This window comes from Chitinibacter sp. ZOR0017 (assembly GCF_000799095.1).
Classification (GTDB): domain Bacteria; phylum Pseudomonadota; class Gammaproteobacteria; order Burkholderiales; family Chitinibacteraceae; genus Chitinibacter; species Chitinibacter tainanensis.
Genome location: NZ_JTLG01000004.1, coordinates 43,122 through 57,663 on the forward strand (window position 1 = coordinate 43,122; position 14,542 = coordinate 57,663).

General features: G+C 57.5%; 18 protein-coding genes. 2 read left to right on the forward strand and 16 right to left on the reverse strand.

Features of this window, described 5'->3' with window-relative positions; translation table 11 throughout:
* Positions 1-8 precede the first annotated feature (8 nt).
* From L991_RS01110 to hisB, 4 genes are read right to left on the reverse strand one after another with little or no spacing between them, the layout of a single operon-like run.
* Positions 9-368 (reverse strand): hypothetical protein, encoded by a 360-nt coding sequence (locus L991_RS01110; RefSeq protein WP_047391235.1) that lies wholly within the window; start codon positions 366-368, stop codon positions 9-11.
* 3 nt (positions 369-371) lie between these two features.
* Positions 372-1,112 (reverse strand): 1-(5-phosphoribosyl)-5-[(5-phosphoribosylamino)methylideneamino]imidazole-4-carboxamide isomerase, encoded by a 741-nt coding sequence (gene hisA / locus L991_RS01115; protein ID WP_047391238.1) that lies wholly within the window; start codon positions 1,110-1,112, stop codon positions 372-374.
* A 32-nt stretch (positions 1,113-1,144) separates the two neighbouring features.
* Entirely contained in the window at positions 1,145-1,804 is a 660-nt protein-coding gene (hisH, locus tag L991_RS01120) for an imidazole glycerol phosphate synthase subunit HisH (RefSeq protein ID WP_047391323.1), read from the reverse strand.
* A gap of 2 nt (positions 1,805-1,806) precedes the next feature.
* Entirely contained in the window at positions 1,807-2,400 is a 594-nt protein-coding gene (gene hisB / locus L991_RS01125) for an imidazoleglycerol-phosphate dehydratase HisB (RefSeq protein ID WP_028450355.1), read from the reverse strand.
* Positions 2,401-2,773: 373 nt separating this feature from the next.
* Between hisB and L991_RS16215 the strand changes: the two genes are divergently transcribed.
* Both L991_RS16215 and L991_RS01135 read left to right on the forward strand, forming a co-directional pair.
* Entirely contained in the window at positions 2,774-3,946 is a 1,173-nt protein-coding gene (locus L991_RS16215; RefSeq protein ID WP_052190471.1) for a polysaccharide deacetylase family protein, read from the forward strand.
* A gap of 71 nt (positions 3,947-4,017) precedes the next feature.
* Positions 4,018-5,040 carry a tetratricopeptide repeat protein gene (locus L991_RS01135; protein ID WP_047391240.1) on the forward strand — a complete coding sequence of 341 codons (1,023 nt, stop codon included), beginning with the start codon at positions 4,018-4,020 and terminating at the stop codon, positions 5,038-5,040.
* Positions 5,041-5,096: 56 nt separating this feature from the next.
* Here the strand turns inward: L991_RS01135 and hisD are convergent, their stop codons facing one another.
* The 12 genes from hisD to L991_RS01195 all read right to left on the reverse strand — a co-directional run bounded on the left by hisD (position 5,097) and on the right by L991_RS01195 (position 14,541).
* Positions 5,097-6,389: a histidinol dehydrogenase gene (hisD, locus tag L991_RS01140; protein WP_374749634.1), complete on the reverse strand. Its 1,293-nt coding sequence runs from the start codon at positions 6,387-6,389 to the stop codon at positions 5,097-5,099.
* 159 nt (positions 6,390-6,548) lie between these two features.
* A complete protein-coding gene (locus L991_RS01145) occupies positions 6,549-8,228 on the reverse strand; it encodes an FAD-dependent oxidoreductase (protein ID WP_047391243.1) in 1,680 nt (559 codons plus the stop codon).
* Between the two features lie 122 nt (positions 8,229-8,350).
* Positions 8,351-8,875 (reverse strand): potassium channel family protein, encoded by a 525-nt coding sequence (locus L991_RS01150; protein WP_047391246.1) that lies wholly within the window; start codon positions 8,873-8,875, stop codon positions 8,351-8,353.
* 7 nt (positions 8,876-8,882) lie between these two features.
* Positions 8,883-9,530 (reverse strand): ATP phosphoribosyltransferase, encoded by a 648-nt coding sequence (gene hisG / locus L991_RS01155; RefSeq protein WP_028450350.1) that lies wholly within the window; start codon positions 9,528-9,530, stop codon positions 8,883-8,885.
* 50 nt (positions 9,531-9,580) lie between these two features.
* Positions 9,581-9,985: a DUF4870 domain-containing protein gene (locus L991_RS01160; RefSeq protein WP_028450349.1), complete on the reverse strand. Its 405-nt coding sequence runs from the start codon at positions 9,983-9,985 to the stop codon at positions 9,581-9,583.
* Between the two features lie 5 nt (positions 9,986-9,990).
* On the reverse strand, positions 9,991-11,241 hold the full coding sequence (gene murA, locus L991_RS01165; protein WP_047391249.1) for a UDP-N-acetylglucosamine 1-carboxyvinyltransferase: 1,251 nt from the start codon (positions 11,239-11,241) through the stop codon (positions 9,991-9,993).
* A 38-nt stretch (positions 11,242-11,279) separates the two neighbouring features.
* Positions 11,280-11,462 carry a hypothetical protein gene (locus L991_RS01170; protein WP_156128941.1) on the reverse strand — a complete coding sequence of 61 codons (183 nt, stop codon included), beginning with the start codon at positions 11,460-11,462 and terminating at the stop codon, positions 11,280-11,282.
* Positions 11,459-11,701: a BolA family protein gene (locus L991_RS01175; RefSeq protein WP_028450346.1), complete on the reverse strand. Its 243-nt coding sequence runs from the start codon at positions 11,699-11,701 to the stop codon at positions 11,459-11,461. Before L991_RS01175 ends, L991_RS01170 begins: the two co-directional genes overlap by 4 nt.
* A gap of 72 nt (positions 11,702-11,773) precedes the next feature.
* Entirely contained in the window at positions 11,774-12,529 is a 756-nt protein-coding gene (locus L991_RS01180) for an ABC transporter permease (RefSeq protein ID WP_028450345.1), read from the reverse strand.
* 12 nt (positions 12,530-12,541) lie between these two features.
* Positions 12,542-13,435, reverse strand: coding sequence for an ABC transporter ATP-binding protein (locus tag L991_RS01185; RefSeq protein ID WP_047391254.1), 894 nt, complete (start codon positions 13,433-13,435; stop codon positions 12,542-12,544).
* Positions 13,432-14,211 (reverse strand): VacJ family lipoprotein, encoded by a 780-nt coding sequence (locus L991_RS01190; protein ID WP_047391256.1) that lies wholly within the window; start codon positions 14,209-14,211, stop codon positions 13,432-13,434. Before L991_RS01190 ends, L991_RS01185 begins: the two co-directional genes overlap by 4 nt.
* A gap of 60 nt (positions 14,212-14,271) precedes the next feature.
* Positions 14,272-14,541 (reverse strand): lipid asymmetry maintenance protein MlaB, encoded by a 270-nt coding sequence (locus L991_RS01195; protein ID WP_047391260.1) that lies wholly within the window; start codon positions 14,539-14,541, stop codon positions 14,272-14,274.
* Position 14,542: the final 1 nt, after the last annotated feature.

Genomic DNA, 14,542 nt, shown 5'->3' on the forward strand with positions numbered 1-14,542 from the left:
GGCCACGGTCATTCTTGCTGCTGCGTTTTCCAGCTGGTCCAGAGCGCTAGTGCCGTTTCGGCGTATTGGCTGCGGCCACCGGCGAATTCCGGGGTGAACCACTGGGTAAACACATTGAAGATTAGCTGCTGAACATCGTCGACATTCATGCATTGGGGCAGGCTACGAATAATGCTGCCCGCTTCGGGGGCGTAGCCTTCCGGCTCGCCCACCAGGCGGATTAGCATGGGGTCGTATTCAAATAAAATGCGGCAGACTTCATCAAACCAATCTGGATTGGTGTCGCGTAAGAGCTGGCCAATCTGCCGCTCTTCGGTGGCCCAATCCAGCCATTCCGGTTTGTTGTCGTCGGCCGCAGTGTCGCTCATGGTTTAGCCACGCAGCTCGTCCACCAATTCCTGCGCCTTGGCAAAGTCGATGGTGCCTTCGTAGATGGCGCGGCCGGTGATCACGCCTTCGATCCCTTCGGAGGCCACTTCACAAAGCTTGCGCACATCATCCAGATTGGTGAGACCACCTGAGGCAATCACCGGAATCGTCAGCGCTTGTGCCAGTTTTACCGTGGCTTCGATGTTCACGCCCGAGAGCATGCCATCACGGCCGATATCGGTGTAAATCACGCTTTCTACGCCATAGCCTTCAAAGCGTTTGGCGAGGTCGATGACGTCGTGGTCGGTGACTTTGGCCCAGCCATCGGTCGCTACCTTGCCGTCTTTGGCGTCCAGCCCCACGATGATGTGGCCAGGGAAGGCATCGCAAGCTTCGTGCAAAAAGCCTGGTTGCTTAATGGCCGCGGTGCCGATGATCACATAGTCGATACCGGCATCCAGATACATCTCAATGGTTTCGAGCGAACGAATACCGCCACCCAGCTGGACGGGTACTTCACCATCCACTGCCTGCAGAATGCGTTTTACGGCATCCAGATTTTTCGGCTTGCCGGCGAACGCGCCATTCAGATCAACCAGATGCATGCGGCGCGCACCCTGATCCAGCCAATGCGAGACAAAGCTCGCCGGATCATCGGAGAACACGGTGGCATCATCCATCTCGCCTTGGCGCAAACGGACACATTGGCCATCTTTCAGATCAATTGCAGGAATAATCAGCATGATTTCAAAAGCAGGTAGTGAAGGGGGTTAAGTTAAAATGACAACTTCCAGTTTACGAAATTTTTCAGCAATTGCAGCCCAGCCGAGTGGCTCTTTTCCGGGTGACACTGAATCGCAAAGATATTGTCGCGCGCTACACAGACTGCAAAGCGATCTGGGTAAGCTGATTCAATCACAGTTTCGGCATCCGTCGTCGGCGCAAAGTGATAACTGTGTACAAAATAAAACCGTTCGCCATCGTTAATGCCGTGCCACAGCGGGTGTTCGCGGCGAATAAACATTTCATTCCAGCCCATGTGCGGCACTTTAAGTTTTTGGCCTTGGGCGTCATGCATGTTTTCAGGTTTGAATTTCACCACGCGGCCTTTGAATAGACCGAGGCAATCCATATTGCCTTCTTCGCTGTGCTCAAACAAGAGTTGGGCGCCAACGCAAATGCCCAAAAATGGCCGGCTGGCGGCTGCATCGAGCACTGCTTGCTTTAGACCGCTGGCGTTTAGTTCGCGAAGGCAGTCGGGCATGGCACCCTGACCAGGAAACACGACTTTATCGGCACTAGCGACGACCGCCGGGTCGGCAGTCAGTACGATGTGCGCCTGTTGCTCGGCGACAAGCTCAAAGGCTTTGGTGACCGAATGCAAATTGCCCATGCCGTAGTCGACAATGGCGATCAGAGGTTTACTTGCACTCATCATTAGCCCACCAAAGTGCCTTTGGTGGATGGGGTAATCCCGGCCATCCGCTCATCCCATTCCACTGCCATCCGTAGCGCGCGGCCTAGCGCTTTGAAGATGGTTTCGGCCTGATGATGGGCGTTATCGCCTTTCAGATTGTCGATGTGCAGCGTTGCGGCGGCATGATTTACAAAGCCACGGAAAAACTCACCAAACAGCTGAGTATCAAACTGGCCAATGGTGTCGCGGGTGTACTTGCAGTGATATTCCAGCCCTGGGCGGCCAGAGAGATCGATCACCACTCGGCTCAGTGCTTCATCCAGCGGGACATAGCTGTGGCCGTAGCGGCGGATGCCTTTTTTATCGCCAAGTGCTTTGGCGAACGCCTGCCCCAGTGCAATGCCGACGTCTTCAACGGTGTGGTGCGCATCGATGTGCAGATCGCCCACCGCCTTGATGTCCAGATCAAACAGGCCGTGGCGGGCCACCTGATCTAGCATGTGTTCGAAAAAGGGTACGCCCGTATCAAATTTACCCACCCCGGTGCCGTCCAGGTTTAGGGTGATGGTGATCTGGGTTTCCAGCGTATTGCGGGTGACAGTTACTTGGCGCATCAAAATTCTCGTTAACAGCTCAGCCGATGGCGGTCAATTCGGTATTTTCCAACAGTTTGGACGTGGCGGGAAGCATTTTGACCGGCAAATCCCTAATTGCGTGGGGAAAAGTGCCTGCCAGATTGCCAGTTGCGCTTAACTTTCGCTAACTGCTGGGGCTTGGCTCGAAGTTTGTCAGCTTTAAGTCAATTGCCGGCGATGATTAGTACGCTACTGCGCTCTTGGTCTGAGCGGCAAATACTGCAGGAGTTCCGCAAGGGCGATTATCGAACATTGCCCAGTCTGGGCATTGCCATGTGGTGGGTCGATGCAGGATGAAAATGCGCAGCCACCGCTGCGGCAGACTCGAAATTTCAATGAAGGAAGGTTGAGCATGCATAAAATTTGGATGGTGATTGGGCTGCTGGCGGCTGAACTGGTGCTGGCGCAAACCCCGCCCCGCTTGCGTACGCCGGTGGTGGAAAATCAGGGGCAGGTGTCTGCCGCGCAGCTGGAAGGGCAGGCGCAGCGTTTTCCGCAAACGTTTTTTCTGGAAGGGCCGGGTGATCGGCAAGTGGTGGCTTTAACCTTTGATGATGGCCCTAGCCTTGATACGCCGGCGCTGCTGGATACGCTGAAGAAAGAAGGCGTGAAGGCGACCTTTTTCTGGCAAGGCCAGAATGTACTGGCGCATCCCGAGATTGTCCGCCGCGCTGTCGCCGAAGGACACACGGTGGCGAACCATAGTTTCAGCCACCCGAATCTGAGCAAAATGGAAGAAGGCGGCTTCTGGTGGGATTTGCAGCTGGCGAAAACCCAGTCTGCATTTCAGCAGGTAGTGGGTTTTCAACCGGCGCTGATGCGCCCGCCCTATGGTTTTTTGAACGATGGCCAGATCAAGGCGCTGCAAGCGCGCAGCGTGCACGCCATTTTGTGGTCGGTGGATAGTGCCGATTGGTATCACACCTGGAAAATCAGCAACGAGAGCCTCGCCAGCGCCCAAATTCATGAGGTGGTAGCCCAATATCTGCACCCCGAAGCCATTGTGCTGCTGCATGACTCGGGCGGGCGTACCCGCCGCCCCACTGTGGCGGCGGTGCAAACACTGATTCCCGCCATCCGGGCTAAGGGTTATCAATTTGTGACGGTTGATCAGCTGTTAAAAGTGCCAGCTAAGCTCACAAGCGCCCAGCAAGCGGCGAACCAGCCCAGCTTAGACGCCACTTTGCAGCAGTTTCTGGTCTTATTCAATGAGCCGGATGCCGCTATCCGCGCTGCGGGTTGGGGCAAAATTCTGAGTGATGATTATCTGCATGTGAGCGCCGAGGGGGTGTTGCGTGGAGTGCCGGCATACGCCGGCTTGGTTACCCAGTTGCGCACCCAAATCGCGGGCTTAAAACTTGAGCTTACTACGCCGGTACAGCAGCTGGGCGAGCAAGCGCTGTTTGGCTGGCGCGTGATGGATGCTGCGGGCACAACGGTAGCGAAGGGGGTGAATGTGTTGCAATTAGCCGCCGATGGGCGCATTAAGCAAAATACCGTTTATAACGACCGCCAGTTGCAGTAAGGTCGTGCTGATTTAGCCCGCAACGCGCAGATTCGCGTTGTGCTACAACGAAATTCGCCCGAGGATTTCGCATGCCACTGCAACGCCGGCAGGCCGAATTGGCCGCCATCGCCACTCAGATTTTTACTGCGCCCGCAGAAGCACGCAGCGCCTGTCTTGCGCTACTGGCTGAGGCACGCCTGCATTTTGATGTGCCGGTGTTTATCGAGGCTGCGCGGCAGCTGTCGCTGATTGAGGATCAGCTGGGCGATTTTGCCGGGGCGATTGCGGTGCTGCTGGAAGCGCAGGCGCTGGCGGTGGAGTTTCGTGCCTATCAGCAGATGCCCTTGATTTTGGAGCAGCTAGGCTGTTGCCATTATTCGCTCGGGCATTATCCGGCGGCGCTACAGTATTTCCGGCAGGCGGTGCTGCTGTGTGGGCGGCAGGCCGAGCTGCAAAAAACTCGCGCACTGGCGCTGATTGGTATTGGGCGGGTCTGCGATGCGGCGGGTGAGCACCGGCATGCCGTGCGCATGCATCAGGCCGCGTGCCAATTGCTGCAAGACAGTGGTGATGCCTATCTGATCACCATGGCGAAAATCAATTGGGCGGTGAATCTGCTGCAGCTGGATGAGCGCGCCGCCGCGCAGACGCTCTTGCAGCAAACCTGGCACGAAAGCGCGGCGGCGGGCTTGCCGCATCATGTGGCTGAATGCCAGTACCGGTTGGCGCAATTGGCGCGGCGGGAGCAGGATAGCGCGCAGGCTGAGCTCTTGCTGGAGGAGGCGCTGGGCACGCTCACCACTACACCTTATCACTGGTTAGAAGTGAATGTGCTGGCCGAATGGGCCGAGCTGGTGGCTGAGCAGGCCGCCTTGCCGCAGGCGCTCACGATTTTGCAACGTGGCTTGCAGCTGGCGCGCGAAGATCGCTTTTTGCATCTGGAGCTGCGCCTGCTGACACAGGCCGCCCGCTACGCCCAGCAGCTCGGGCTAAAACTGCAGCGCGAAGAATATGAGCGCCAGGCCGGGTTTCTGCATATCCAGCTGCACGACCACAGCGTGCCCTTGCCGCAGCTGGATTTATCCGGCCTGGAGGCGCTCGCAGTAGATTGATGCTGGGGTATGGGCTTGTAGATCTTGTTTGATATGCTCTGCAGCCCAATACCCCATTATTTCATCCGCAGTTCAGCCGCGTTGGCGTGCGCGGTCAGGCCTTCGCCGTGCGCCAAAACGCTGGCGATTGCGCCCAGCTTTTGCGCGCCCACTTCTGATACTTTGATCAGACTTGAGCGTTTCTGGAAGTCATACACGCCCAGCGGGCTAGAGAAACGCGCGCTGCGGGCGGTTGGCAAGACGTGGTTCGGGCCAGCGCAGTAGTCACCCAGCGATTCGGAAGTAAATTGCCCCATAAAAATCGCGCCCGCATGGCGGATTTGCGGCAGCAGCGCCTCTGGCTCGGCCACGGATAATTCCATGTGCTCGGGGGCGATGTAGTTGCAAATTTCGCAGGCTTCGGCGAGGTCTTTCACCACAATCAGCGCGCCGCGATTGGCCAGTGAGGCGCGGATGATGTCTTGCCGTGGCTGGGTTGGCAGCAGTTTTTCAATGCTGGCCGCGACTTGGGCCACATACTCGGCGCTAGGGCACAGCAAGATCGACTGGGCGATTTCATCGTGCTCGGCTTGGCTGAATAGATCCATCGCCACCCAATCCGGGTTGGTCGTGCCATCGGCCAGTACCAAAATCTCGGATGGGCCAGCCACCATATCGATGCCGACAATCCCGAACACCGCGCGCTTGGCCGCAGCCACATAGGCATTACCCGGGCCGGTAATTTTATCGACTTGCGGTACAGTTTGCGTGCCGTAGGCCAAGGCGCCAACAGCTTGTGCGCCACCTACGGTGAAGGCGCGCGATACGCCGGCCACATACGCGGCCGCCAGTACCAGATCATTGCGCTCGCCTTTGGGGGTAGGCACCACCATGATGATTTCGGCGACGCCAGCAACGTGTGCTGGAATTGCGTTCATTAATACTGAAGATGGATACGCCGCTTTGCCACCGGGTACGTAAATGCCGACGCGATCCAGCGCCGTGACTTGCTGGCCTAGTAGCGTACCGTCTTCGTCCTCGTAGCTCCACGAGCTCATTTTTTGCTTTTCGTGGTAGCTGCGCACGCGGGCCGCGGCGGCTTGCAGGGCTTCGGCTTGGGCGGCGGGCAGGCGCTCGAAGGCGGCTTTGAGCTCGGCCTGCGTGAGTTCCAGCTCGGCCATGCCGCTGGCGTTGGTGCCGTCAAAGCGATTGGTGTATTCCACCACCGCGGCATCACCACGGCTTTTTACATCGGCCAGAATCGCGGCCACGCGCTGATCCACTTGCGGGTCTTGCGATGTTTCAAAGGCCAGCAGGGCGGTGAGTTCGGCTTGGAAATTGGCAGACGTGGAATCTAGACGGCGAATCATGGCAACGACCCAAAACAATGAGGAATTTCCCCATTATACCTTGAAGCCGTGGTGGCGTTCGCCAGCCGGCAAAAATGCCGGCCAAGGCTGATCTGACGCAAGTGGGCGCACACCCAGGCAGCTACCCCGGTGGGTATCTGCCTGCAGGCTAATTTGCTGTTAGCTTTGTGACTGATACTGCTGACTAAGTTGCAGCGCCTGCCAGGTTTTGTAGCCGCCGTTCAGGCTCTGCACCTGAAAACCCTGCTGCTGCAGATGGCGCTGGGCGATATAGCCGCGCAAACCCACCATGCAATACACCACTACCGGCCGCTGCCGATCTAGCGTGCGGCTCAGCTCGCGTAGCTGGCTGAGTGGCAAGTTGCGCGCGCCGGCGATCTGGCCGGTGGCGATTTCTTCCGGCTCGCGCACATCGATCAGCTGCGGTGCTGTGCCGCTGGCCAGTTGTGCCGCCAGTGCTTCCGGCTCGATCAACTGGAGCAGGCCGTGTTGCAGATTTTGTGCGGCCATCCCCAGTAGGTTCACCGGATCTTTGGCGGCGCCATAAGGCGGCGCGTAGCTGAGCTCCATTTCGGCCAGATCATCAACCGTGAGCCCCGCTTGCAGCGCCACGGCCAGCACATCAATGCGTTTATCCACGCCTTTTTCGCCCACGGCTTGGGCCCCCAGCAGCCGGCCGGTGGCAGGCTCGAATAGCACTTTCAGGCTGATCATGCTCGCGCCGGGGTAATAGCTGGCGTGATCATTGCCATGCAGATACAGCTTGCGATAGGCAATGCCGGCTGCGGCGAGGCTGCGCTCATTCAGGCCGGTGCTGGCCGCAGTCTGATTAAACACTTTGCAAATCGCAGTGCCCTGGCTGCCGCGATAAGCTTTGCCGTGGCCAAAAATCGCATCCGCCGCGATGCGTCCTTGCCGGTTGGCGGGGCCCGCCAGCGGCAACAACACGGCTTGCTGATGAATGGTGTGCTGCACCTCAACCGCGTCGCCCACCGCATAAATCGCAGGGTCGCTGGTCTGCTGCTGCGTATTCACGACAATCCCGCCGCTACGGCCGATGGTGAGTCCTGCGGCTTGTGCGAGGCCAGTTTCCGGCTTAACCCCGATGGCGAGCACCACCAGATCGGTCTGCAGCGAGCGGCCAGAGGCCAGCTGCAGGCTAAGTTGTTCGCCCGCATGTACGGCTGCCAGGCTCTCGCCCAGCAATAGTTCCACCCCATGTTGCGTCAGGGTTTGGGCCAAGGGCGCGGCCATTTCGGCATCCAGCGGGGTCAGCACCTGCGGCGCCCGCTCGATCAGGCTGACCGCCAGGCCGCGGTGGCGCAGCGCTTCGACCGTTTCCAGCCCGATAAAACCAGCACCGACCACCGTCACGTGCTTCACCTCACTGGTCATCGCCTGCATTAGCCGATCGAGATCGGGCACGGTGCGCAGCGTAAACACTCGCGGGTTATCCAGCCCTGGCAGTGGCGGGCGAATCGGGGCTGCACCCGGTGCAAGGATCAGTGCGTCATAGCTTTCTTCGTAGGTTTCAGCTGTTTGCCGGTTGTGAACGCGCACGGTTTTTGCCGCACGGTTAATGCTGAGTACCTCGCTATTCACGCGCACATCTAGGCCAAAACGCGCGGTGAGGCTTTCGGGCGTATGCAGCAATAATGATTCGCGCTCGGCAATCTCGCCGCCCAAGTGATAGGGCAGGCCGCAATTGGCAAACGACACGTAGGGACCACGCTCGAACACGACGATGTCGGCGTGATCATTCAGCCGCCGCGCCCGCGCCGCCGCCGAGGCGCCACCTGCCACCCCACCAATAATGACCAGCTTCTTGACCTGATTCATGGCTTTGCTCCGTTAAATTTAAATAAAGTATATTATGTTAAAAAGTATAATGTAAAGCCGAAAAGTACCAGGGCTTGATGCAGGTCATGCGGTTAGCTGATGCCGGCAGGCATGGGGGGGGCTTAGTGTTGTGCCGGCGGTTCGGCTGGGGCGGCGGGTTGGGCGACAACGCGGCTGAAAATCAGCGTGATGAAAATGCCGAAGTGAGTTGAGCCAATAAATGATTCAGCGATAAATAGCAGCTTGCCATCGCGGTTGCAGGGCAGGAAATCACCAAAACCCACGGTGGCAAAGATGGTAGCCGAGAAATACAGCGAGTCGAGAAAATCCGGGTTATTGCTGCAACCGGCGCTGGTGCCGTAAACGTCAAACATCTGCCAGCCAGTGGCAAAGGTATAAATCAGCAACAGATTGCTAAGGATAAACAGCCAGACGGCTTGCTCGGGCTCGATGCCATGCCGCAGGCGCAAGCCTTTGGCGATGCTCAGCACATAGGAAAAGTAATTGAGATACACCAGCGCGATAAACCCGTGCAGGGCGGTGCTGGTATTCTCGACATAACCGAGCTTAAGTAGCCACGGCCAGGCGAACATGCACAACAACAGATACAGCGGTAAACGCTGCTGCTTGAGGTGCCGCCGTGGCATGGCTGAATTAGGCGTGGCGGGCCGCGACGGTGGCGGCAAAGGCGTCCAGCATAGGCTGAATACGGGCGTGTTTGAGTTTGAGCGAAGCCTGATTCACCACCAAGCGGCTGGAAATCTCGCGAATATGCTCCACCGCCACCAGATTATTGGCTTTTAGCGTGCCACCGGTCGATACCAGATCGACAATCGCATCGGCCAAGCCCACCAGCGGGGCTAATTCCATTGAGCCATACAGCTTGATCAGGTCAACGTGCATGCCTTTGCTGGCAAAGTGCTCTTTGGCTTGCTCGGTGTATTTGGTGGCAATGCGCATGCGTGCGCCCTGCTTAACCGCGCCTTCGTAATCAAAACCATTTTGCACCGCGACCATCAGCCGGCATTTGGCGATTTCAAGATCCAGTGGCTGATACAGACCCTGACCGCCATGCTCCAGCAGCACATCTTTACCCGCCACACCCAAATCAGCCGCGCCGTATTGCACATAGGTTGGCACATCCGAGGCGCGCACGATGATTAGCTGCACATCGGGCTGGTTGGTGCCAATAATCAGTTTGCGGGTGCTTTCCGGCGCTTCGGCCGGCTCAATGCCAGCGGCAGCCAGCAAAGGCAGGGTTTCTTCGAAAATCCGGCCTTTGGAAAGGGCGATGGTAATCATGGGGTATCCGTCCCTAGGTCTTGTAGGTGTTGCGTCCTAGCGCAATACCCTTATTTGAAAAGTGCAATCTTGGCCGGGTATTTGGCCGGCCAGCCATTAATCGCCCGCGCGGCCTGCCACATGCTAAATAGCGCCGCGCCCACGCCAACCCACCACACAAAAATCGGGGCGTGTAAGAGAGTGGTAGCCAGAAAGGCAAGCGCATAAAAGCAGGCCATCAGCATCTGGAAATTCACCGATTCACGCGCATGCTGCTCGACAAATTCCGAGTGCACACGGGCAAATTGCAAGATGATAAAGGGCAGGCCCAGCGAAATCAGCGGCATGGCCAGCACCGGTAGCCAAAACACCGCTGCCAGATGGGCGATCACCGCAAAAAACTTTTCATGCTCTTTGGGCGGTTCAACTTTGCCGTCGCTGTCTTCGCTGGCGGGCTTGGGATTAATGGTGAGCATACCGCTTATTTGATCCGTTCGATTTTAACGCCGACACCCGCCAACTTGCGCTCGATGTGCTCATAGCCGCGATCGAGGTGATAGACGCGATCCACAATGGTTTCGCCTTCGGCAATCATGCCGGCCAGAACCAGCGACGCCGAGGCGCGCAGGTCGGTCGCCATTACCGTGGCGCCCGAGAGTTTTTCCACCCCGGTCACAATCGCGCTGTGGCCATCCACCTTGATTTTGGCGCCCATCCGCGCCAGCTCAGGCACGTGCATAAAGCGGTTTTCAAAGATGGTTTCGGTAATTACACCGGTGCCTTCGGCAATGGCGTTCAAGAGTGTAAATTGCGCCTGCATATCGGTCGGGAAGGCCGGGTATTCCAGGGTGCGGATATCCACGGCTTTCGGGCGCTGTTTCATATCCAGCGAAATCCAGGTATCACCGGTTTCGATGTAAGCGCCAGCTTCGGTGAGTTTATCCAGCACGGCGCCAAGGATGTCGGCACGGGTGTTCTTCAGCAGCACTTTGCCTTGTGAAGCGGCAGCGGCCACTAGGAAAGTACCGGTTTCGATGCGGTCGGCTACGATGGCGTGTTCGGCGCCATGCAGTTTTTCCACGCCAACAATCGTGATGGTGTCAGTACCGTGGCCGGTGATTTTCGCGCCCATTTTGATCAGGCACTCGGCCAGATCCACGACTTCTGGCTCGCGCGCGGCGTTTTCCAGAATAGTAGTGCCTTCGGCCAATACTGCCGCCATCAGCAAGTTTTCGGTGCCGGTGACGGTGATCATGTCCGAACGGAAACGGCAGCCTTTCAGTTTACCGGTGGCTTTGACATAGCCGTGCTCGATGACGATCTCGGCGCCCATCGCTTGCAGGCCTTTGATGTGCTGATCAATCGGGCGCGCGCCAATCGCGCAACCGCCGGGCAGTGAAACCTGCGCTTCGCCAAAGCGGGCCAGCGTGGGGCCCAGCACCAAGATGGAGGCGCGCATGGTTTTCACCAGCTCATACGGCGCGATGGTGCTGGTGATGTTGTTGGCGGTGATTTCGTACTCGTGCACGTTGTCGGTCATCACCCGCACGCCCATGCCTTGCAGCAGTTTTTGCGTGGTTTTCACGTCGGCTAGCTGCGGGACATTGGTCAGGCGCAGGGTCTCGGCGGTGAGCAAAGAGGCACACAGAATCGGCAAGGCAGCATTTTTGGCGCCAGAAATGGTAATTTCGCCGTTGATAGGGCCGTTGCCGGTGATTTTCAGTTTATCCATGATATTCGGTTCCGCGCGGGGCGCTCGCCCCACTGATTTTATTTGAAGTACAGCCAGTAGCTCACTGCGACCACTGCGATCAGCCACGGCAGATTAGCCAGCGCCGCTAAGGGGCCGCCATTTTTCTGCTCGCGCTGGCGGGCATCGAGTTTGGCTTGTTCGATGACTTTGTGCCGAGCCTCAATCTGGCCCAGATCAAAGCGGGGATCGCGCTCGCTCACTGGCGGGCAGCCCATTCGGCTGGGGTGAGGGTGGCGCGCATCGATAGCGCGTGCAGCTCACCTGAATCCAGATACGATTTCAGACCATCATTGATCAGACGATGGCGGGCCAGCAGTTTAAGGCCCTCAAACTGGCTGGAAACGATGGTGGCATAGAAGTGATGGCCATCGCCCTCTACTTCGAGATGCTCACAGGGCAAGACTTGGCGGATCAGCGTCTGAACGTATTCTGGTGTCATAAGTATCTGTTTGGGTGCGCAATTTGCGAGGTCGCCGCCGCTTTGCAGCAGCGGCAGACCCGCATGATAGCCTTAGCGGCGGATTTTGTAGCCGGATTTTATCAAGGTCAGCGTGATTACGGTGAGGATTGCCAAAGTAAATCCGACAACCGCCAGCGATTGCCATGGGCTCACATCAGCCACACCAAAGAAGCCATAGCGAAATCCGTCGATCATGTAAAAAACCGGATTGAGGTGTGAAACGGCTTGCCAGAATGGCGGCAAGCTATGAATCGAATAAAACACGCCCGATAAAAAGGTTAGCGGCATGATCAGAAAATTCTGAAAGGCGGCTAGTTGATCGAACTTCTCGGCCCAGATCCCGGCGATTAGGCCCAGCATGGCCATCAGGCTGCAACCCAAAATCGCAAACACCACTACCCATGCTGGGTATGCGAATGGCGGCACCGCAAAAAATAGCGTAGCGAGCAATACCCCTAGGCCCACCACGATGCCGCGTGCCGCACCGGCAAGGGTGTAGGCCGCGAAAAATTCAAAATGCGAAATCGGCGGCAGTAACACATACACGATATTGCCGGTTATTTTGGATTGAATCAGGCTGGAGCTGGAGTTGGCAAAGGCGTTTTGCAGCATGCTCATCATCATCAGGCCGGGAATCAGAAAGGCGGTGTAGCGCACTCCCGGATACGGCTCGACATGGGCTTCGAGCACATGGGCAAAAATCAGCAAATACAAAAGCGCGGTGAGCACCGGCGCGGCAACGGTCTGAAAGGCCACCCGCCAGAAGCGCAGGATTTCTTTGTAAAACAGTGTGTAAAACCCGGTCATGCCTGCTCCGACTTAGGCGTGCATCATTTGCACAAAGATTTCTTCCAGATCGGGCTGGCTAATGGCCAGATCTTTGATGGTGATGTCGTGGGCGCGCAATTCGCTCAAGATCGCTTCCAGCCCATTGCAATCGGCCAGCTTCAGGGTAAAACGGCTCTCTTGCTGCTTGAGCAGCAGCGGTTGCAAGCGTTCGGGCAGCGTAGCGGGTTTGAGTTTGAGCTCTACCGTCCGCGCCGCGCCGCGCCCGAGCATGGTGCTTTTGTCTTCCAGTGCGATCAATTCGCCCCGTTTGAGCATGGCGATGCGGTTACACAGGGTTTCGGCCTCTTCCAGATAATGGGTGGTCAGCACGATGGTGTGGCCCTGCGTATTGAGCCGCTGGATGAATTCCCACAAAGTTTGGCGAAGCTCGACATCCACCCCGGCGGTGGGTTCATCCAGAACAATCACCGGGGGTTTATGCACCAAAGCCTGAGCCACCATGACGCGGCGCTTCATACCCCCCGAGAGCGCACGCATATTGGTATTGGCTTTTTCGCTTAAACCCAGATTGTGCAAAATTTCGTCAATCCAGTTGTCGTTATTGCGCAGGCCAAAATAGCCGGATTGAAAGACCAGCGATTCACGCACAGTAAAGAAAGGATCGAACACCAGCTCTTGCGGCACGATGCCCACCGCTCGGCGGGCGGCGCGATAGTCGCTGGCGACATCATGGCCCATGACGCGAGTTTGCCCGCGGCTAGCGCGGGTGAGACCACCTAAAATGGAAATCAGCGTGGTTTTGCCCGCGCCATTGGGGCCGAGCAAAGCAAAAAAATCTCCCTGCTCAACGCTGAAGCTCACTTCCTTGAGCGCGGTAAAGGCGCCGAAATCTTTGCCGACGTGGTTAAATTCTATAGCTTTCACTGCGCATCCTTGCTGGGTTCACTGGCGCTGGGGCTACTGCTGGGGGTGTCGCTCGCGGCTTCGGCCGCCACGCTGCTGCCGTGCTCGGGGTCGCTTCCCAGTGGCAGAGGATAAGGCGGGTTGCCATCGTGCACCTTGAACCAGCGCCGCTGCAAATAGGTGTCACGCACAAAACTATAGGGATCGAACTGCTCTTGCAGGGTGGCATCTAGCGGCAAAAGGCTGGCGCGCAGATCAATCACATAGGTGCTGTAATAGGCAATCTGGCCGGCCAGCGGGTCGATGTAGTCGATTGGCCCCCACGCGAGGCGGAGCAAATTATCACTTGAATCACGCAGCGTAAGCGGGCCGTAGAATGGCACCATCAGATAGGGCCCGCTGGGTACACCCCAGTAGCCAAGCATCTGGCCAAAATCTTCGTTCTGTTTTTCGATGGGCAAGTCGCTGGCCCAGTCGATCAGGCCGCCTACACCCAGCGTGCTATTTAATACCACCCGACCGGTGCTCTTGGCCGCAGCGGTGCCTTTGGCTTGCAGTAGGGCGGCGGGTATGCCGAATAGGTCATCCAGGTTGCCAAAGAAATTACCCACCGCAGAGCGTAATGGCGGCGGGATATATTCGCTGTAGGCCTTGGCCACCGGGCGCACCAGATGTTGATCCAGCCCGCTATTAAAGTCGTAAATCGGCCGATTGATGGATTCGAGCGGGTCGTAGTTGTTTTGTGGCGTCGCGCAGGCGGTACACAGCAGGGCGGCCAGCAGAGTCAGTCGGCGCATAATGGAAAAAGCGCCGTGAGGCGCTGTCCGTGTGAGAGTCATACGGTTATTGTTGGTCGCTTAAACTTTGATTTGCAAGAGATCTTGCACGCCATAAACCCGAATCAGCTGACCAAGGGCGGCCGGGCAGCCCTGATAGCTCAGTTGCCGCTGCCGTGCCTGCGCCCGGCGCTGCCATTCCAGTAAGAGCGCCACGGCGCTGGAATCCAGCGTTGTGACGGCCTGTAGATCCAGTGTCAGATCACCTGCCGCCAGTAAGCCATCCAGCGCGCTGAGCAAGGCGGGTGTACTGGCGTGGGTGAGAGTGGCGGGCACTGGATACAGCTGCATC